This window comes from Pseudomonas sp. NPDC077408, from assembly GCF_050269105.1.
In the GTDB taxonomy this organism is placed as follows: Bacteria; Pseudomonadota; Gammaproteobacteria; order Pseudomonadales; family Pseudomonadaceae; genus Stutzerimonas.
Genome location: NZ_JBNNHS010000002.1, coordinates 348,835 through 363,642 on the forward strand (window position 1 = coordinate 348,835; position 14,808 = coordinate 363,642).

A 14,808-nucleotide genomic window follows, 5' to 3' on the forward strand; every position below is an offset into this window, starting at 1 on the left:
GCCGGTCAGCCCGCCAATGCAGCGTTCAGTTCGGCATCAATCGCCGATGGGTCAAGTGACTGGCCGATGATGATCAGCCGGCTGACGCGTGCTTCACCGGCCTGCCAGGGGCGGTCGAAGTGCTTGTCGAACCGTTGCCCGACGCCCTGCAACAGCAGGCGCATGGGCTTGCCCGGAATCGCGGCGAAGCCCTTGATGCGCAGGATTCCGTGCTTGATCACGGCGCTCTTCAATACGTGCAGCAGCTTGTCTTCAGGCACCTCCGGCAGCTCGACCGCGAACGAGTCGAAGGCTTCATGATCGTGTTCTTCATGGCCTTCGAGATCGTGGTGAGTCTTGCGCCCATCGATGTGCAGTTCGGTTTCGCAATCGAGACCCAGCAGCACGTTCAACGGCAGCTCGCCGCCGTGCGCCTCGATGACCTTGACTCCTTCGGGAAGCTCCTCGGCCACTTCGGCCCGAACCGCAGCCAGCGCATCGGGACTCAGCAGGTCGGCTTTGTTGAGGATGACCAGATCGGCGCTGGCCAGCTGATCGGCGAACAGCTCGTGCAGCGGCGACTCATGATCGAGATTGGGATCGAGCTTGCGTTGCGCATCGACCTGATCCGGGAAGGCGGCAAAGGTGCCGGCAGCCACTGCCGGGCTGTCGACCACGGTGATCACCGCATCGACCGTGCAGGCGTTACGAATCTCCGGCCAGTTGAAGGCCTGCACCAGCGGCTTGGGCAGTGCCAGGCCCGAGGTTTCGATGAGGATATGGTCGAGATCGCCACGACGCGCCACCAGCTCCCGCATGACTGGGAAGAACTCTTCCTGAACGGTGCAGCAGAGGCAGCCGTTGGCCAGTTCGAAGACCCGGCCATTCGCCTCTTCCTCGCTGCAACCGATGGAGCACTGCTTGAGGATTTCACCATCGATGCCCAGCTCGCCGAACTCGTTGACGATCACGGCGATCCGCCGGCCTTCGGCATTGCTCAGCATGTGGCGCAGCAAGGTGGTTTTGCCGGCACCGAGAAAGCCGGTGACGATGGTGACGGGAAGTTTGGAAAGGGTTTTCATCGTAGCCCTGCGAGCATCGGAAAAAAGATGAGCAGGCAGGCGGACACTTACGTGGCGACGAGCGCCAACAAGCACCACCGGAGCACCCCGCCCGGTTGTAAATGTGTGGCGAGGCAGGTCTCCTGGCTCACGACCGGGCGACGCGAGGTGCGTCTGCCAATATCCCTCGCCTTCCCGCGCCATGCGCAGTGGCTGGTGTGCTCGACAAAGCACACCCAAGGGTCAAGTCGCTTACAGTTGCGGGGGCAGCCACGGCTTTCCGTGTTCCCTCTTAGCTCTGGCATCGCCAGAGAACCTCGACGCGTGAAGGCTACGCAGAGGCCGGGGGCGGGTCAATCGCCCGGTTGACGCTCAGCAAGGCGCGTGATGTTCTTGCGCCCCTTTTGCCCATGACCGTGCTCGCTGCGGTCCATCCCAATACGAGCGCCATGCCCATCCCGACCGCTACTGACGATTCATCTCTCCCCGAGCCCCGCCCCGTACCGGATGGCGCGCTGCTCGTCGCGGGGCTGGGGTGCCGCAGGGGTTGCAGCCGGGTCGAGCTCGAAGCGCTTCTGCATTGCGCCTTGCGCGAGCACGGATTGACAATCGCCGCGCTCGGCTGCCTGGCCAGCAGCGAGATCAAGGCGAACGAACCGGGGCTGCAGGCGCTGGCCGCGCACCTGAGGCTGCCCCTTGCCTTGCTGTCTGCCACGCAGCTTGCCCCCTATGATGCGTCGGTCAGCGAGCATTCGCCGCGCAGCAAGGCCCTGACCGGCAGCGCTGGACTTGCCGAGGCCAGCGCGCTCGCACAGGCCGATCTCATGGGTAGTCAGAAAGCCCGATTGCTGTGCCGAAAGCTGCGCTCCGCCAATGCGACCTGCGCCTTGGCTATCACCCGTCTTCCTTGATTGGAGTTTGCATGACCGTCTATTTCATTGGCGCCGGCCCTGGCGACCCGGAACTGATCACCGTCAAAGGGCAGCGTCTGGTGCGCAGTTGCCCGGTCATTCTCTACGCCGGTTCGCTGGTGCCGGCCGCCGTGCTCGAAGGCCATAGTGCCGAGCAGGTGATCAACACCGCCGAGCTGCACCTGGACGAAATCATCGAGCTGATCCGACAGGCCGATGCGCAGGGCCAGGATGTGGCGCGAGTGCATTCAGGCGACCCGTCCCTGTACGGCGCCATTGGCGAGCAGATTCGGCAGCTCCGCCGGCTCGGCATCGCCTTCCAGATCGTTCCGGGCGTGACCGCGACGGCTGCCTGCGCCGCACTGCTGGACGTCGAGCTGACACTGCCGCAGATTTCCCAGACAGTGATCATGACCCGCTACGCCACCAAATCCGACATGCCACCCGGTGAGCAGCTGCACGATCTGGCCCGACATGGCGCGACCATGGCTATTCATCTTGGCGTGCAGCATCTGTCGCGCATCGTGGCCGAGCTGGAACCGCACTACGGCACTGACTGCCCGATTGCCGTGGTGCACCGCGCCAGTTGGCCCGATCAGGATTGGGTGACGGGCACCCTCGCCGACATCGAGGCCAAGGTCAGCACCAAGGGGTTTCGCCGTACCGCATTGATCCTTGTCGGTCGGGTGCTGACGGCCGAGGCGTTTGCCGATTCGGCGCTGTACAACGTCGACACAAGGCACCTCTATCGGGCGGCGAAAGACTGAGTCCTGCGGGCTACTTCCGTGGTTTGACCCGCGCAGTCGGCTCGGCGATCAAGGGGTCGTCGGGCCAGTAATGTTTCGGATACCGGCCTTTCAGGTCCTTCTTCACCTCGATGTAGGTGTTGGCCCAGAAGCTGGCCAAGTCCTGGGTCACCTGCACCGGCCGGCGCGCGGGCGACAGCAGATGCAGCTTCACCACCTGCCGCCCGCCAGCGATGCGCGGCGTGTCGGCCAAACCGAACAGCTCCTGCAAGCGCACCGCCAGCACCGGCGGTGATTCGTTGTAGTCGAGCCGCACCCGCGAACCGGATGGCACGGCAATGGCGACCGGTGCCAGTTCGTCGAGTCGTTGTGGCAGCGGCCAGGGCAACAGAGTCGCGAGCATGCCTTGAAGGTCGAGCCCAGCGAAGTGCGCCAGCCGAGAAACCTTGCCCAGATACGGCAGCAGCCAGTCTTCGAGTCGCCCCAGCAACGCCGCGTCGCTGACGTCGGGCCATTCACTTGAGTCGCCCGTGCGCAGATCGAGCTGCCTGAGCAGGCCGATTCGCGCCTGCCACTGGCGCAGTTCCGGGGTCCAGGGCAGCAGCTCCAGCCCCTTGCGCCGCACCAGCCCGAGCAGCGCACGGCCTCGGGCCTCGTCATCCAGCCCCGGCAAGGGTTCGCGACTGAGGACCAGCTCGCCGACGCGCCGCTGCCGCTCGGCGCGCAGCACGCCTTCGCGCTCGTCCCATTCCAGTTCGTCGCGCTGGCTGACCTGCTCGGCCAGCACCTCCTCGAACAGTGCCGGGTCCAGTGCCGCCGCGCGGTAAATGCGCTCCTCGCGCTGGCCCTGACGACTGCCCAGTTCGGCGATCACCAGCCAAGGCTCCTTCATCAAAGCATCCGGTTCACCGAATACCGCGGCGCGACCGTTGGCCAGTCGATATTCGCCGCCACCATCACGGCGCTGCCGGGCGATCCTGTCGGGATAGGCGAACGCAAGCAGCGCGCCGTGCCAGCGATGATCGGAAGCATCAAGCGGTGCCGGCGCCGAGGGCCCACGCAGCAAGCCGCGAAACTGACGGGCCAGCTGGCGCACCCGCTGTGCGCCGGCATGCCGGCCCGCGCTGCCGTCGAGCAGGCCGAGACGGGTGGAAATGTCCGCGCCGCCGCGCTCGCCGCCGCGCTGGATATCGCGCTCCACCAGCAGTGCAGCGAGATCGGCGGCCAGCGGCGCGAGGCCCAGCGCCTGACCGCGCAGCAGCAGATGGGCGATACGCGGGTGAGCGGGAAGCTCAGCCATGGCCTGGCCATGAGCGGTCAATTGCCAACCGCCGCGGGCAGTCCGACCGAGCGCGCCGAGACGCTCCAGCAAATCCTGCGCCTGCCGGTAAGCCGCAGCAGGCGGCACATCCAGCCAAGCGAGCTCATCAGGTTCGACACCCCAGCGTGCCAGCTGCAGCGCCACGCCGGCCAGATCCGCCTGAAGGATTTCCGCATCGCCATAGGCGGACAGCTGGGCGTGCTGGTCTTCGGACCAAAGCCGGTAGCAGGTACCGGGTTCCAGGCGCCCGGCACGACCCGCGCGCTGCGTTGCGGACGCCCGTGAGATCCGCCGTGTTTCCAGCCGCGTCATGCCGCTGCCGGGATCGAAGCGCGGCACTCTTGCCAGCCCCGCGTCGACCACGACCCTCACGCCTTGAATGGTCAGGCTGGTCTCGGCAATGTTGGTCGCCAGGACCACCTTGCGCTTGCCGGCGGGCGCGGGCTCGATGGCCGCGCGTTGAGCCATCAACTCCAGTTCACCGTGAAGCGGGCAGAGCATCACCTCGCCTCGATCGGTCAGCTGCTCGGCCAGCATGTCGTTCACGCGGCGGATCTCGGCCTGCCCGGGGAGGAAGACCAGCATGCTGCCGGACTCTTCATCGAGCGCCTGCAAGATGGTCTGCACCACCCTCGGCTCGATGCGCTCACCGGCCTGAAACGGTCGCCCCCAACGCTGCGCGACGGGATACATGCGGCCTTCGCTGCGCACCACCGGCGCATCGTCGAGCAGCGTGGAAAGCCGTGCGCCTTCGAGCGTCGCGGACATCAGCAAGAGTTTGAGCGGTTCATCGCGCAGCAACAGTCGCGCATTGAGCGTCAGCGCCAGGGCCAGATCGGCATCAAGACTTCGCTCGTGGAATTCGTCGAAGATCACCAGGCCAACCCCTTCAAGAGCCGGGTCGTCCTGCAAGCGGCGGGCAAGGATGCCCTCGGTGACCACTTCGACGCGGGTTCTGGGCCCGACCTTGCTCTCCAGCCGGATGCGATAACCGACGGTTTCACCCACCTTTTCGCCCAGCTCGCTGGCCAGCCGCTCGGCTGCTGCCCGAGCTGCCAGGCGACGTGGTTCGAGCATCAGGATTTTTTGCCCGGCCAGCCAGGACTCGCCCAGCAGCGCCAGCGGCACGCGGGTGGTCTTGCCGGCGCCGGGCGGCGCTTCGAGTACCGCTTCGTCACGGCTTTGCAGGGCCTGGCGCAGCGCTGGGAGGGCTTCATCGATGGGCAGGGCAATCATGGAGACTCCGTTTTCTGGGCCGCGATTATAGCGAGCACAGGCCTCGGCGCAGCGGCGAACAGCGTTATGTCCCAGGTGACGCAACGATGCCGAACAGAGCGGGCAGCGGAAGTGTCTGATATCGGGAAAACATCACGCAGCCCTTGTATAGTTGCGCCACTTTTCCCGGAGGTCCTTATGCGTACTCGTTCCCGTGTCATCGGCGGCGTGCTGGCCGTCTCCCTGTTCACCCAGCTGACCGCCTGCGGCACGCTGTTCTACCCCGACCGCCGTGGCCAGATCGACGGCAAGATCGACCCGGCAATCGCAGTGGCCAACGCCGTCGGCCTGCTCTTCTATCTCATCCCCGGCCTGATCGCCTTTGGTATCGACTTCGCCACCGGCGCGATCTATCTGCCTGACAGCAACTACTCCATTGCCCCGGAAAAATTGCAGGAAGCCATTGGTGCTGACGGCGTGATCGACCAGGCCAAGCTCAAGGCCATCATCGAAACTGAAACTGGCCGTAGCTTGCCGCTGGATGACCCGCGTCTGATCCAACACAACGGCAGCGTCGAGCAGCTGGCGGCCTTTGGACTGCGTCCGGCCGCCTGATGCAACACACCCGCGAGCGCAAGGGCGTCAGCGCCGAGCACGCCCGGCTGATGCGCCGGGCCACACACCTGGCGCTCGCCGTGGCACTGACGCTTGCTGCCAGCAAGGCGCTGGCCTGGTGGCTGAGCGGCTCGGTCAGCCTGCTGGCCGGGCTGACCGACTCGCTATTGGACGGAGCCGCCTCGCTGCTCAACTTGTTGGCCGTGCACTACTCGCTGCGCCCCGCCGACGAGGACCATCGCTACGGTCATGGCAAGGCCGAAGCCCTGGCCGGGCTCGGCCAGGGTGCCTTCATTTCCGTGAGTGCGATTCTGGTCTGCGTTCAGGGTGTGGACCGCATGCTGCACCCGCAGCCGCTTGGTGCGCCGACACTGGGCATCGCCGTCATGTTGCTGTCGTTGGCGCTGACCGTGGCGCTGTTGATGTACCAGCGGCATGTGGTGCGTGAAACCGGCTCCACGGCAATTCGCGCGGACTCGTTGCACTACCGCTCGGATCTGCTGCTCAACAGCAGCATTCTTGTCGCGCTGGTGCTCGCCGGTTACGGCCTGGAACGCCTGGACGCCGTCTTCGGTATCGCCATTGCGGTGTACATCTTCTGGAGCGCCCTGAGCATCGTGCGAGAGGCAGGCGCCGTGCTCATGGATACGGAGCTTGCCCCGGAGATCAGCGAACACATGCATCAGCTGGCATGCGACGTGCCTGGCGTGGTGGGCTGCCACGACCTGCGTACCCGTGTTTCGGGCACCCGCTGGTTCGTGCAAATGCACCTGGAGCTGCCGGGCGAGCTGCCACTGATCGAGGCGCATGCGCTGTGCGACGCGGTCGAAACGGCGATCCACAGCCACTACCCCCGGGCTGAAGTACTGGTCCATGCCGACCCGCTCGAGGTAGTGAGGCCTCGCCCGTTGGAGCCAACCGAACGCCCATAAAAAAAGACCACGTGGCGAGACGTGGTCTTTTTTCAATACTGCTCTGAATTCGCTAGTCGCTTGTGACGACGTCTTCGGCAGCGCCTTTTGAGCGGTGCGGGCCCGGACCGATAGCCTCGGTAAGGTATGCGGTTGGCGCGGCGGGGTGAGTACCGCGTCAGTTTTGCCGGGGGCTGAAGTTGGATAAAGCTTACGCCCCGCCCAGCGACAGAGGATTGCGAAAATTGCTCATATTCACACCAGTTGCGCAATCCTTGCGCGCAGATGCATAGTTATGCGCAACCAAACACCACAGGCAACCAAACATGAGCAAGCTAGACCGTTACGACCTGCGCATTCTGCAGGAACTGCAGCACGATGCGCGCATTTCCAATCAGGATCTGGCCGAGCGTATCGGACTGTCGCCCTCGCCCTGCTCGCGACGCGTCAAGCAGCTTGAGGACGACGGCTACATCGCCCGCCAGGTCGCGCTGCTGGACCGCAAGAAGCTCGGCCTGACCCTGACCGCCTATGTACTGATCGGCATGGACCGACACACACCGGAGCGCTTCGAGCACTTCGAAGGGGTGATCGGCAAATGCCCGGAAGTGCTCGAGTGCAGCCTGGTGACTGGGATGGATGCCGACTACCAGCTCAAGGTTGTGGTGCCGGATATGGAGCACTACCAGGCTTTCCTGCTGGGCACCCTGACCCGTATCGAAGGGGTGTCGAGCGTGCGCTCCAGCTTTGTCCTGCGGCAGGTGTCATCGAGCACCGAGCTGCCGCTGGAGCATTTGCGAGGCTGAGACACCGCTCACACTTGCAAACCACACAGCTAGAAGGGCTATTGCCTATAATCCGCGCCCTTCTGCTTCGCCCGCTCTCGAATGTGTTCGGCAGGCGCAGCGATATCAGTCTCGTGCAAGGGAAATGCCCATGAAAGACACCAACCGCGTCATGCAGAGCTACGGTCGCTGCTGCGCGAGTGCCGCCTTCTTCGACGACTTCTATGCCACCTTCCTTGCCAGCTCCCCTGCGGTGCGGGACAAGTTCGTCAAAACCGACATGGTGGCGCAGAAACAGCTGCTGCGCGCCGGCATTCTCAACCTGGTCATGTTCGCCCGTGGCATGCCGGATACCAAGCTCCAGGCGTTGGGCAAGAGCCATTCACGAGCCCATCTCGACATCCGTCCCGAGCTCTATGACCTTTGGATAGCCGCCCTGCTCAAGACCATCAGGCAGCATGATCGGCAGCTGGAACAGCTGGATCTTGAAGCCTGGCAAGTGGTGCTCAACAAGGGCATCGACGTGATCAAATCCCACTACTAACAGCCGTACCAGAGCTCGAAACAGAGCCTCTCGCTCGAACCCCTGAAGCTCAGAATCGTCCAACGCCTGAGGGAGCTGAGCACGCTCCACGGGCGTATACTGCGCCGTTTTCTCGCCCGGCCAGCCCGGGCGCATTCTTCGATGTCAGTCAGGAGTAACGTGTGGAGCCTGAAGTATTTGAGAAGTGGATGATGATCGTCCTGGTCGGCGGCCTGATGGCGTTCATGGCATTCATCATCTGGGACCTGGCCAAGAAGTCGAAAGCCGGTCGCCTCGGCACGGCCATTCTGTTTTTAGGTCTGGGGCTGTGCCTGTTCGCGTTTCTCGCCAAGCCGATCATTGGCTACGTGATCGAAGTGACACAGGGCATTCCGCACTGACCCGCTGAAGTCGTTTGAACAGAGCACAGCGGCCAGCGCTTCACAAATGCGCCGGCACCTGCCGCCATTCGCCCGGCTGCAAATCGTCCAGCGACCAGGGCCCGATCCTGACCCGCACCAGCCGCAGCGTCGGCAAGCCGACCGCAGCAGTCATCCGCCGTACCTGACGATTGCGGCCCTCCCGAATCACCAGCTCCAGCCAGCAGGTCGGCACACTCTTGCGAAAACGCACCGGTGGATTGCGCGGCCAGAGTTGGGGCTCGTCGAGCTGCCGTGCTTCAGCTGGCAAGGTCATGCCATCGTTGAGTTCAACGCCGTCGCGCAGCCGCTGCAGCTGCTCGGCAGTCACCTCGCCTTCCACCTGAACCCAATACGTCTTCGGCAGCTTGTGCTTGGGATCAGCAATACGCGCCTGCAATTGCCCGTCGTTGGTCAGCAGCAAAAGGCCTTCGCTGTCGCGATCCAGGCGGCCAGCGGGATACACACCCGGCACCGGCACAAAGTCCTTCAGTGTGGCGCGGCCATCGGCATCGTTGAACTGAGTGAGCACGTCGAAGGGTTTATTCAGTAGCAGCAGACGTGGCTCGGCCGGCGGCGCCTTGGCCACACGACGAGGTTGTGATCGCGCCGCTGCAGGGCGCGGTGGACGGGGACGAGAGGTGCGAGGCATGGCGGAGCCTTTGATGGCAGGCCGGCCATGCTAGGGCGGGCGTTGCTGACCAGCAAGGGGCGGTGAAAGCCAGCGTTACTACAGGCACCGAACCGGCTAAAACAACGCTGCGACCGATCAGCACCACAAAGGCGCATGGCGTGCGCCATAACCTCACCAAGCGCACCGTTATCGGACAATGCCGCGTCCATGCCCCGCCATGGCGCATTTCATGATTGACCGCAAAACGCCGGAACAGAAGGCTTACAGGCGAATTGGCACGGATGCTGCGATAGGGCTCTACGTCCCCAAGGACCAACCCCACAGTTGCGCATGGACAGCCAAGGAGCCGCCCACAATGAAACGCCGTCCCCTACTGAAGTCCACCCTCGCCGCCAGTGCCCTGATGCTCAGCGGTCTGTTCCCGTTCACCCTGCAGGCTGCCGAGACCATTAAGGTCGGCATCCTTCATTCGCTGTCCGGCACCATGGCCATTTCGGAAACATCTCTGAAAGACATGGCGCTGATGACCATCGACGAGATCAACGCCAAGGGCGGCGTGCTCGGCAAGCAGCTCGAGCCGGTGGTAGTCGACCCTGCGTCCAACTGGCCGTTGTTCGCTGAAAAAGCCCGTCAACTGCTCACCCAGGACAAAGTCGCGGTGACTTTCGGCTGCTGGACATCTGTGTCGCGTAAATCTGTACTGCCCGTCTTCGAAGAGCTCGATGGCCTATTGTTCTACCCGGTTCAGTACGAAGGTGAAGAGCTGTCGCCGAACGTCTTCTACACCGGCGCCGCGCCAAACCAGCAGGCCATCCCGGCCGTTGAATACCTGATGAGCGAAGACGGCGGCAGCGCCGAGCGCTTCTTCCTGCTGGGCACCGACTACGTCTATCCGCGCACCACCAACAAGATCCTGCGCGCCTTCCTGATCAGCAAGGGCGTGCCGGAATCCAGCATCGAAGAGGTCTACACCCCCTTCGGTCACAGCGATTACCAAACCATCGTCGCCAACATCAAGAAGTTCTCCGCCGGCGGCAAGACGGCGGTGGTGTCGACCATCAACGGCGACTCCAACGTGCCGTTCTACAAAGAACTGGCCAACCAGGGTCTGGAAGCCACTGACGTTCCGGTCGTCGCCTTCTCGGTCGGTGAAGAAGAGCTGCGCGGTATCGACACAAAACCGCTGGTCGGTCACCTGGCCGCCTGGAACTACTTCCAATCGGTCGAGAACCCTGTGAACGACAAGTTCGTCAGCCAATGGAAGGCCTACGCCAAGGAAAAAGGCCTGCCCGGCGCTGACAAGGCCGTGACCAACGACCCGATGGAAGCCACCTACGTCGGCATCCACATGTGGGCGCAGGCGGTCGAGAAAGCGGGAACTACCGACGTCAAACCGGTGGTGCAGGCACTCGCCGGCCAGACCTTCGAAGCACCGAGCGGCTACACCCTGACCATGGACGAGAAGAACCACCACCTGCACAAACCGGTGATGATCGGCGAGGTGCAGGATGACGGGCAATTCTCGGTGGTCTGGGAAACCGAAAGCCCGGTCCGCGCACAGCCGTGGAGCCCCTACATTCCCGGTAACGACAAGAAGCCGGACTACGCGGTGAAGTCGAACTAAGCGAAGCGTCAATCGCATCGCATCGCCTGCGTAGGGTGGGCTTCAGCCCACCAATGGCGTCTTCGGTGGGCTGAAGCGGAACGCCGCCCGGCCCACCTACGAAACTGATTGCTGCTTTCGTTGCGGTGGATGGATGAAGCGCCATCCACCCTACATTCGCTCGGCTTTGTAGGGTGGATCGGGACGCGGAGTCGACGCCTTTCTCATCCACCTGTCGACCACCACAAGCTCCACGAAGAGAGCTCCGGGGTCCCTGGGGAACACACGAATGAACACTGCCCTGTACCGATTTTTCTTGCTGCTCCTGCTGGCCTTGCCCTGGGCAGTCCACGCCGGAGACGCGGCCGACTACGCCAAAGCCAGCCCGGCAAAACAGGCCAAGCTGCTGGAAGACTGGGCCAATGCGCCAGCCCCTGAGCGGCTGGAACTGATCGAAGCCCTGCGCGCCAACCGCGTGGTGATCGACAAGAACAAGACACCCTTTATCGGCGAAAACGGTGATTACCGTGCCCTCGAAGGCGACGCCGAACCCGTTGGCACGCCGAAGAAGCTGCGTCTGAACAACCGTCTGCGTGGCCTGCTCAATAGAGCATTAGCCAGCCACCAGCTGTTCTCCGACGATCCGGCCGAACGCCTTGCGGCGGCCAAACGCCTGCAACGCAGCGGACAACCGGAGCAGCTGCCACTCCTGCAGCAGCGCCTCGAAGCCGAAGATGACCCGACCGTGCGCGAAGCCCTGACCCTGACCCTGGCGAACCTGCAATTGAGTGCCGAAGACCCGGGTGTGCGCCTGGCTGCAGTGCGCCTGCTCGGCGAAACCGGCGCACCGCTGGCGCGCGTGCGGCTGGAAAATCTGCTGGCCGATGAGGCGGAAACCGACGCCGCCGTGCGCAAGGCCGCCGAGACCAGCCTGGCTCAGGTCAAGCGCAAGCTGTTGATCGGCGAACTGCTGGGTCAGGCCTTCAGTGGTCTGTCGCTGGGCTCGATCCTGCTGCTTGCTGCACTGGGCCTGGCCATCACCTTTGGCCTGCTGGGCGTGATCAACATGGCCCACGGCGAGATGCTGATGCTCGGCGCCTACACCACCTACATGGTGCAGGCACTGATGGCCCGGCTTATGCCGGACGCCTTGGCGTTCTATCCGCTAGTGGCGTTGCCGGTGGCGTTTTTCGTTACCGCCGCCATCGGCATGGCGCTGGAGCGCACCGTCATCCGCCACCTCTATGGCCGTCCACTGGAAACTCTGCTGGCGACCTGGGGTATCAGCCTGATCCTGATCCAGCTGGTGCGGGTGCTGTTCGGCGCGCAGAACGTCGAGGTCGCCAACCCCGGCTGGCTGTCCGGCGGGTTGCAGGTGCTGCCGAACCTGGTGCTGCCCTACAACCGTATGGTGATCATCGGCTTCGCACTGTTCGTGGTGCTCTTGACCTGGCTGCTACTGAACAAGACCCGCCTGGGCCTGAACGTGCGCGCCGTAACGCAGAACCGCAACATGGCCGCCTGCTGCGGCGTTCCTACCGGCCGTATCGACATGATGGCCTTCGGTCTTGGTTCCGGCATCGCCGGGCTCGGTGGTGTTGCGCTGAGCCAGATCGGTAACGTCGGCCCGGACCTCGGCCAGGGCTACATCATTGATTCGTTCCTCGTCGTGGTGCTGGGTGGCGTCGGCCAACTGGCTGGCAGCATCTTTGCTGCCTTCGGGCTCGGCATCGCCAACAAGATCCTCGAACCACAGATCGGCGCCGTGCTGGGCAAGATCCTCATCCTCGCGCTGATCATCCTGTTCATTCAGAAGCGCCCGCAGGGACTGTTTGCACTGAAAGGGAGGGTGATCGATTGAAAACTCGTCTCTCTCTCCATTCCCTTCTAGGAGCGATGGGTGACGCCCAGTCCTTCCTTTCGATAACGGTGTCAGTCAGCAACCCTGCGGGATCGCCAGCAAGCTGGCTCCTACTGGACACCCGGCGAATCGGCGCACCCGCCATCAACCCTCGGCAGGACGGCCACCTATGAACCAGCCACTCACCCTCACGGCTACACAAAAAGCCGGACCGAAGCTCACTGCCGCCGCACTCGGCCTCGTGCTCGCAATCCTGCTGGCGATGCCGCTGCTGCACCTGCTGCCCGCAGACAACGCCTTTCATGTGTCGGCCTACACCTTGACGTTGGTCGGCAAGATCCTCTGTTATGCCATCGTCGCCCTGGCGCTGGATCTGGTCTGGGGTTACGCCGGGCTGCTGTCGCTCGGCCACGGCCTGTTCTTTGCCCTTGGCGGTTACGCCATGGGCATGTACCTGATGCGCGAAAGCGCCGGCGACGGGCTGCCTGCGTTCATGAGCTTTCTCGCCTGGACCGAGCTGCCGTGGTACTGGTACGGCACCTCCAGCTTCCTCTGGGCCATGTGCCTGGTGGTGCTGGCGCCCGGTCTGCTGGCCTTCGTCTTTGGCTTCTTCGCCTTCCGTTCGCGGATCAAGGGTGTGTATTTCTCGATCATGACCCAGGCGCTGACGTTCGCCGGCATGCTGCTGTTCTTCCGCAACGAAACCGGCTTTGGCGGCAACAACGGGTTTACCGGCTTCACCCGTATCCTCGGCTTCGACATCACCGCACCGGGCACCCGCGCCGCGCTCTTCCTGGCCACTGTGGCGTTGCTGGCCGGCAGCCTGCTGCTGGGTTGGAAACTAGCGCGCAGCAAGTTCGGTCGCGTACTCACCGCACTGCGGGATGCGGAAAACCGCCTGATGTTCTGCGGCTACGATCCACGCGGCTACAAGCTGTTCATCTGGACGCTGTCCGCCGTGCTCTGCGGCCTGGCCGGCGCGCTCTATGTGCCGCAGGTGGGGATCATCAACCCCAGCGAAATGGCACCGACGCAATCCATCGAAGCCGCCGTCTGGGTCGCTCTCGGCGGGCGCGGCACGTTGATCGGCCCGCTGCTCGGCGCCGGCATCGTCAACGGCATGAAGAGCTGGTTCACCGTGGCCTTCCCCGAATATTGGCTGTTCGCCCTCGGCGCGCTGTTCATCATCGTCACCCTGTACCTGCCGAAAGGCGTCATCGGATTGCTGCGCCGGAGGGGCGAACAATGAAAACCGCACCCGTACCCGAACTGATCGATCCGGTGGACGCTAGCGGCAGCGGCCGCGACGCCATCGGCCTCGGTCGCGTCAAAGGCGCCGGCCTGGATGCCCGCCACGGCACCATCCTCAGCCTTGAAGACATCAACGTCAGCTTCGATGGCTTCAAGGCGCTGACCAATCTCAGCCTCTACATCGGCGTCGGTGAATTGCGCTGCATCATCGGGCCCAACGGCGCCGGCAAGACCACCATGATGGACGTCATCACCGGCAAGACTCGCCCGGACAGCGGCACGGCCTTCTTCGGCGATACCCTCGACCTGACGCGCATGAGCGAAGTGGAAATTGCCCAGTCCGGCATCGGCCGCAAGTTCCAGAAGCCCACGGTGTTCGAAGCATTGAGCGTGTTCGAAAACCTGGAGCTGGCGCAGAAGACCGACAAGTCGGTGTGGGCCAGCCTCAAAGCCAAGCTCAACGGCGAGCAGCGTGACCGCATCGATGAAGTGCTGGCCACGATTCGCCTGGACACCTCACGCAATCGGCCGGCCGGGCTGCTGTCCCACGGGCAGAAGCAGTTCCTCGAGATCGGCATGCTGTTGATGCAGGACCCACAACTGCTGCTGCTTGACGAGCCGGTCGCCGGCATGACCGACGCCGAAACCGAGTTCACCGCTGAACTGTTCAAGAGCCTGGCGCGCAAGCACTCGCTGATGGTAGTCGAGCACGACATGGGCTTCGTCGACACCATCGCCGACCACGTCACCGTGCTGCACCAGGGCCAGGTGCTGGCCGAGGGCTCGTTGCAAGCCGTGCAGAACGATGAGCGAGTGATCGAGGTGTATCTTGGGCGGTGATTGATTCAAAGGGTGGACGGCGCCCTTCTCATCCACCCTGGCATCCCATGGTGGATGGGTGAAGCGTCATCCACCGTACGGCCGCCGAGCGTCCACGCCCGCATCAACGCAAACCTAATCGTAGGGTGGATAA

14 protein-coding genes and 1 riboswitch are annotated in these 14,808 nt (G+C 63.6%); of the genes, 11 read left to right on the forward strand and 3 right to left on the reverse strand.

Going from position 1 to position 14,808, the window contains the following annotated elements:
• Positions 1 to 5: 5 nt before the first annotated feature.
• Positions 6 to 1,061, reverse strand: a complete 1,056-nt coding sequence (cobW, locus tag ACQKEK_RS06690) for a cobalamin biosynthesis protein CobW (RefSeq protein WP_499141702.1) — start codon at positions 1,059 to 1,061, stop codon at positions 6 to 8.
• 95 nt (positions 1,062 to 1,156) lie between these two features.
• A riboswitch (cobalamin riboswitch) is annotated at positions 1,157 to 1,375 on the reverse strand.
• 114 nt (positions 1,376 to 1,489) lie between these two features.
• Here cobW and ACQKEK_RS06695 point away from each other — a divergent pair.
• Positions 1,490 to 1,951 carry a cobalamin biosynthesis protein gene (locus ACQKEK_RS06695; protein WP_499141703.1) on the forward strand — a complete coding sequence of 154 codons (462 nt, stop codon included), beginning with the start codon at positions 1,490 to 1,492 and terminating at the stop codon, positions 1,949 to 1,951.
• 11 nt (positions 1,952 to 1,962) lie between these two features.
• Positions 1,963 to 2,718, forward strand: coding sequence for a precorrin-4 C(11)-methyltransferase (cobM, locus tag ACQKEK_RS06700; protein ID WP_499141704.1), 756 nt, complete (start codon positions 1,963 to 1,965; stop codon positions 2,716 to 2,718).
• Between the two features lie 10 nt (positions 2,719 to 2,728).
• Here cobM and hrpB read toward each other — a convergent pair whose 3' ends face one another.
• Positions 2,729 to 5,254: an ATP-dependent helicase HrpB gene (gene hrpB / locus ACQKEK_RS06705; protein ID WP_499141705.1), complete on the reverse strand. Its 2,526-nt coding sequence runs from the start codon at positions 5,252 to 5,254 to the stop codon at positions 2,729 to 2,731.
• A 177-nt stretch (positions 5,255 to 5,431) separates the two neighbouring features.
• On the opposite strand from hrpB, the gene pmcY reads away from it, so the two are divergent.
• The 5 genes from pmcY to ACQKEK_RS06730 all read left to right on the forward strand — a co-directional run bounded on the left by pmcY (position 5,432) and on the right by ACQKEK_RS06730 (position 8,468).
• Positions 5,432 to 5,848, forward strand: a complete 417-nt coding sequence (gene pmcY / locus ACQKEK_RS06710; protein ID WP_499141706.1) for a periplasmic Zn2+ metallochaperone PmcY — start codon at positions 5,432 to 5,434, stop codon at positions 5,846 to 5,848.
• Entirely contained in the window at positions 5,848 to 6,780 is a 933-nt protein-coding gene (locus ACQKEK_RS06715; RefSeq protein ID WP_499141707.1) for a cation diffusion facilitator family transporter, read from the forward strand. The genes pmcY and ACQKEK_RS06715 overlap by 1 nt, the downstream gene beginning before the upstream one ends.
• A gap of 305 nt (positions 6,781 to 7,085) precedes the next feature.
• Positions 7,086 to 7,565, forward strand: coding sequence for an Lrp/AsnC family transcriptional regulator (locus ACQKEK_RS06720; RefSeq protein WP_045424198.1), 480 nt, complete (start codon positions 7,086 to 7,088; stop codon positions 7,563 to 7,565).
• A 130-nt stretch (positions 7,566 to 7,695) separates the two neighbouring features.
• The gene (locus tag ACQKEK_RS06725) at positions 7,696 to 8,088 is read left to right on the forward strand and encodes a globin (RefSeq protein ID WP_128120749.1); all 393 of its coding nucleotides are present in this window, start codon (positions 7,696 to 7,698) and stop codon (positions 8,086 to 8,088) included.
• A gap of 161 nt (positions 8,089 to 8,249) precedes the next feature.
• The gene (locus tag ACQKEK_RS06730; protein ID WP_046161811.1) at positions 8,250 to 8,468 is read left to right on the forward strand and encodes a DUF2788 domain-containing protein; all 219 of its coding nucleotides are present in this window, start codon (positions 8,250 to 8,252) and stop codon (positions 8,466 to 8,468) included.
• A 40-nt stretch (positions 8,469 to 8,508) separates the two neighbouring features.
• Here ACQKEK_RS06730 and ACQKEK_RS06735 read toward each other — a convergent pair whose 3' ends face one another.
• Positions 8,509 to 9,075 carry a pseudouridine synthase gene (locus ACQKEK_RS06735; RefSeq protein ID WP_181690016.1) on the reverse strand — a complete coding sequence of 189 codons (567 nt, stop codon included), beginning with the start codon at positions 9,073 to 9,075 and terminating at the stop codon, positions 8,509 to 8,511.
• A 400-nt stretch (positions 9,076 to 9,475) separates the two neighbouring features.
• On the opposite strand from ACQKEK_RS06735, the gene urtA reads away from it, so the two are divergent.
• The 4 genes from urtA to urtD all read left to right on the forward strand — a co-directional run bounded on the left by urtA (position 9,476) and on the right by urtD (position 14,675).
• The gene (urtA, locus tag ACQKEK_RS06740) at positions 9,476 to 10,744 is read left to right on the forward strand and encodes an urea ABC transporter substrate-binding protein (protein ID WP_216707143.1); all 1,269 of its coding nucleotides are present in this window, start codon (positions 9,476 to 9,478) and stop codon (positions 10,742 to 10,744) included.
• Between the two features lie 268 nt (positions 10,745 to 11,012).
• Positions 11,013 to 12,584 carry an urea ABC transporter permease subunit UrtB gene (urtB, locus tag ACQKEK_RS06745; protein ID WP_499141708.1) on the forward strand — a complete coding sequence of 524 codons (1,572 nt, stop codon included), beginning with the start codon at positions 11,013 to 11,015 and terminating at the stop codon, positions 12,582 to 12,584.
• Between the two features lie 169 nt (positions 12,585 to 12,753).
• Positions 12,754 to 13,833: an urea ABC transporter permease subunit UrtC gene (urtC, locus tag ACQKEK_RS06750; RefSeq protein WP_499141709.1), complete on the forward strand. Its 1,080-nt coding sequence runs from the start codon at positions 12,754 to 12,756 to the stop codon at positions 13,831 to 13,833.
• A complete protein-coding gene (urtD, locus tag ACQKEK_RS06755; protein ID WP_499141710.1) occupies positions 13,830 to 14,675 on the forward strand; it encodes an urea ABC transporter ATP-binding protein UrtD in 846 nt (281 codons plus the stop codon). Before urtC ends, urtD begins: the two co-directional genes overlap by 4 nt.
• Positions 14,676 to 14,808: the final 133 nt, after the last annotated feature.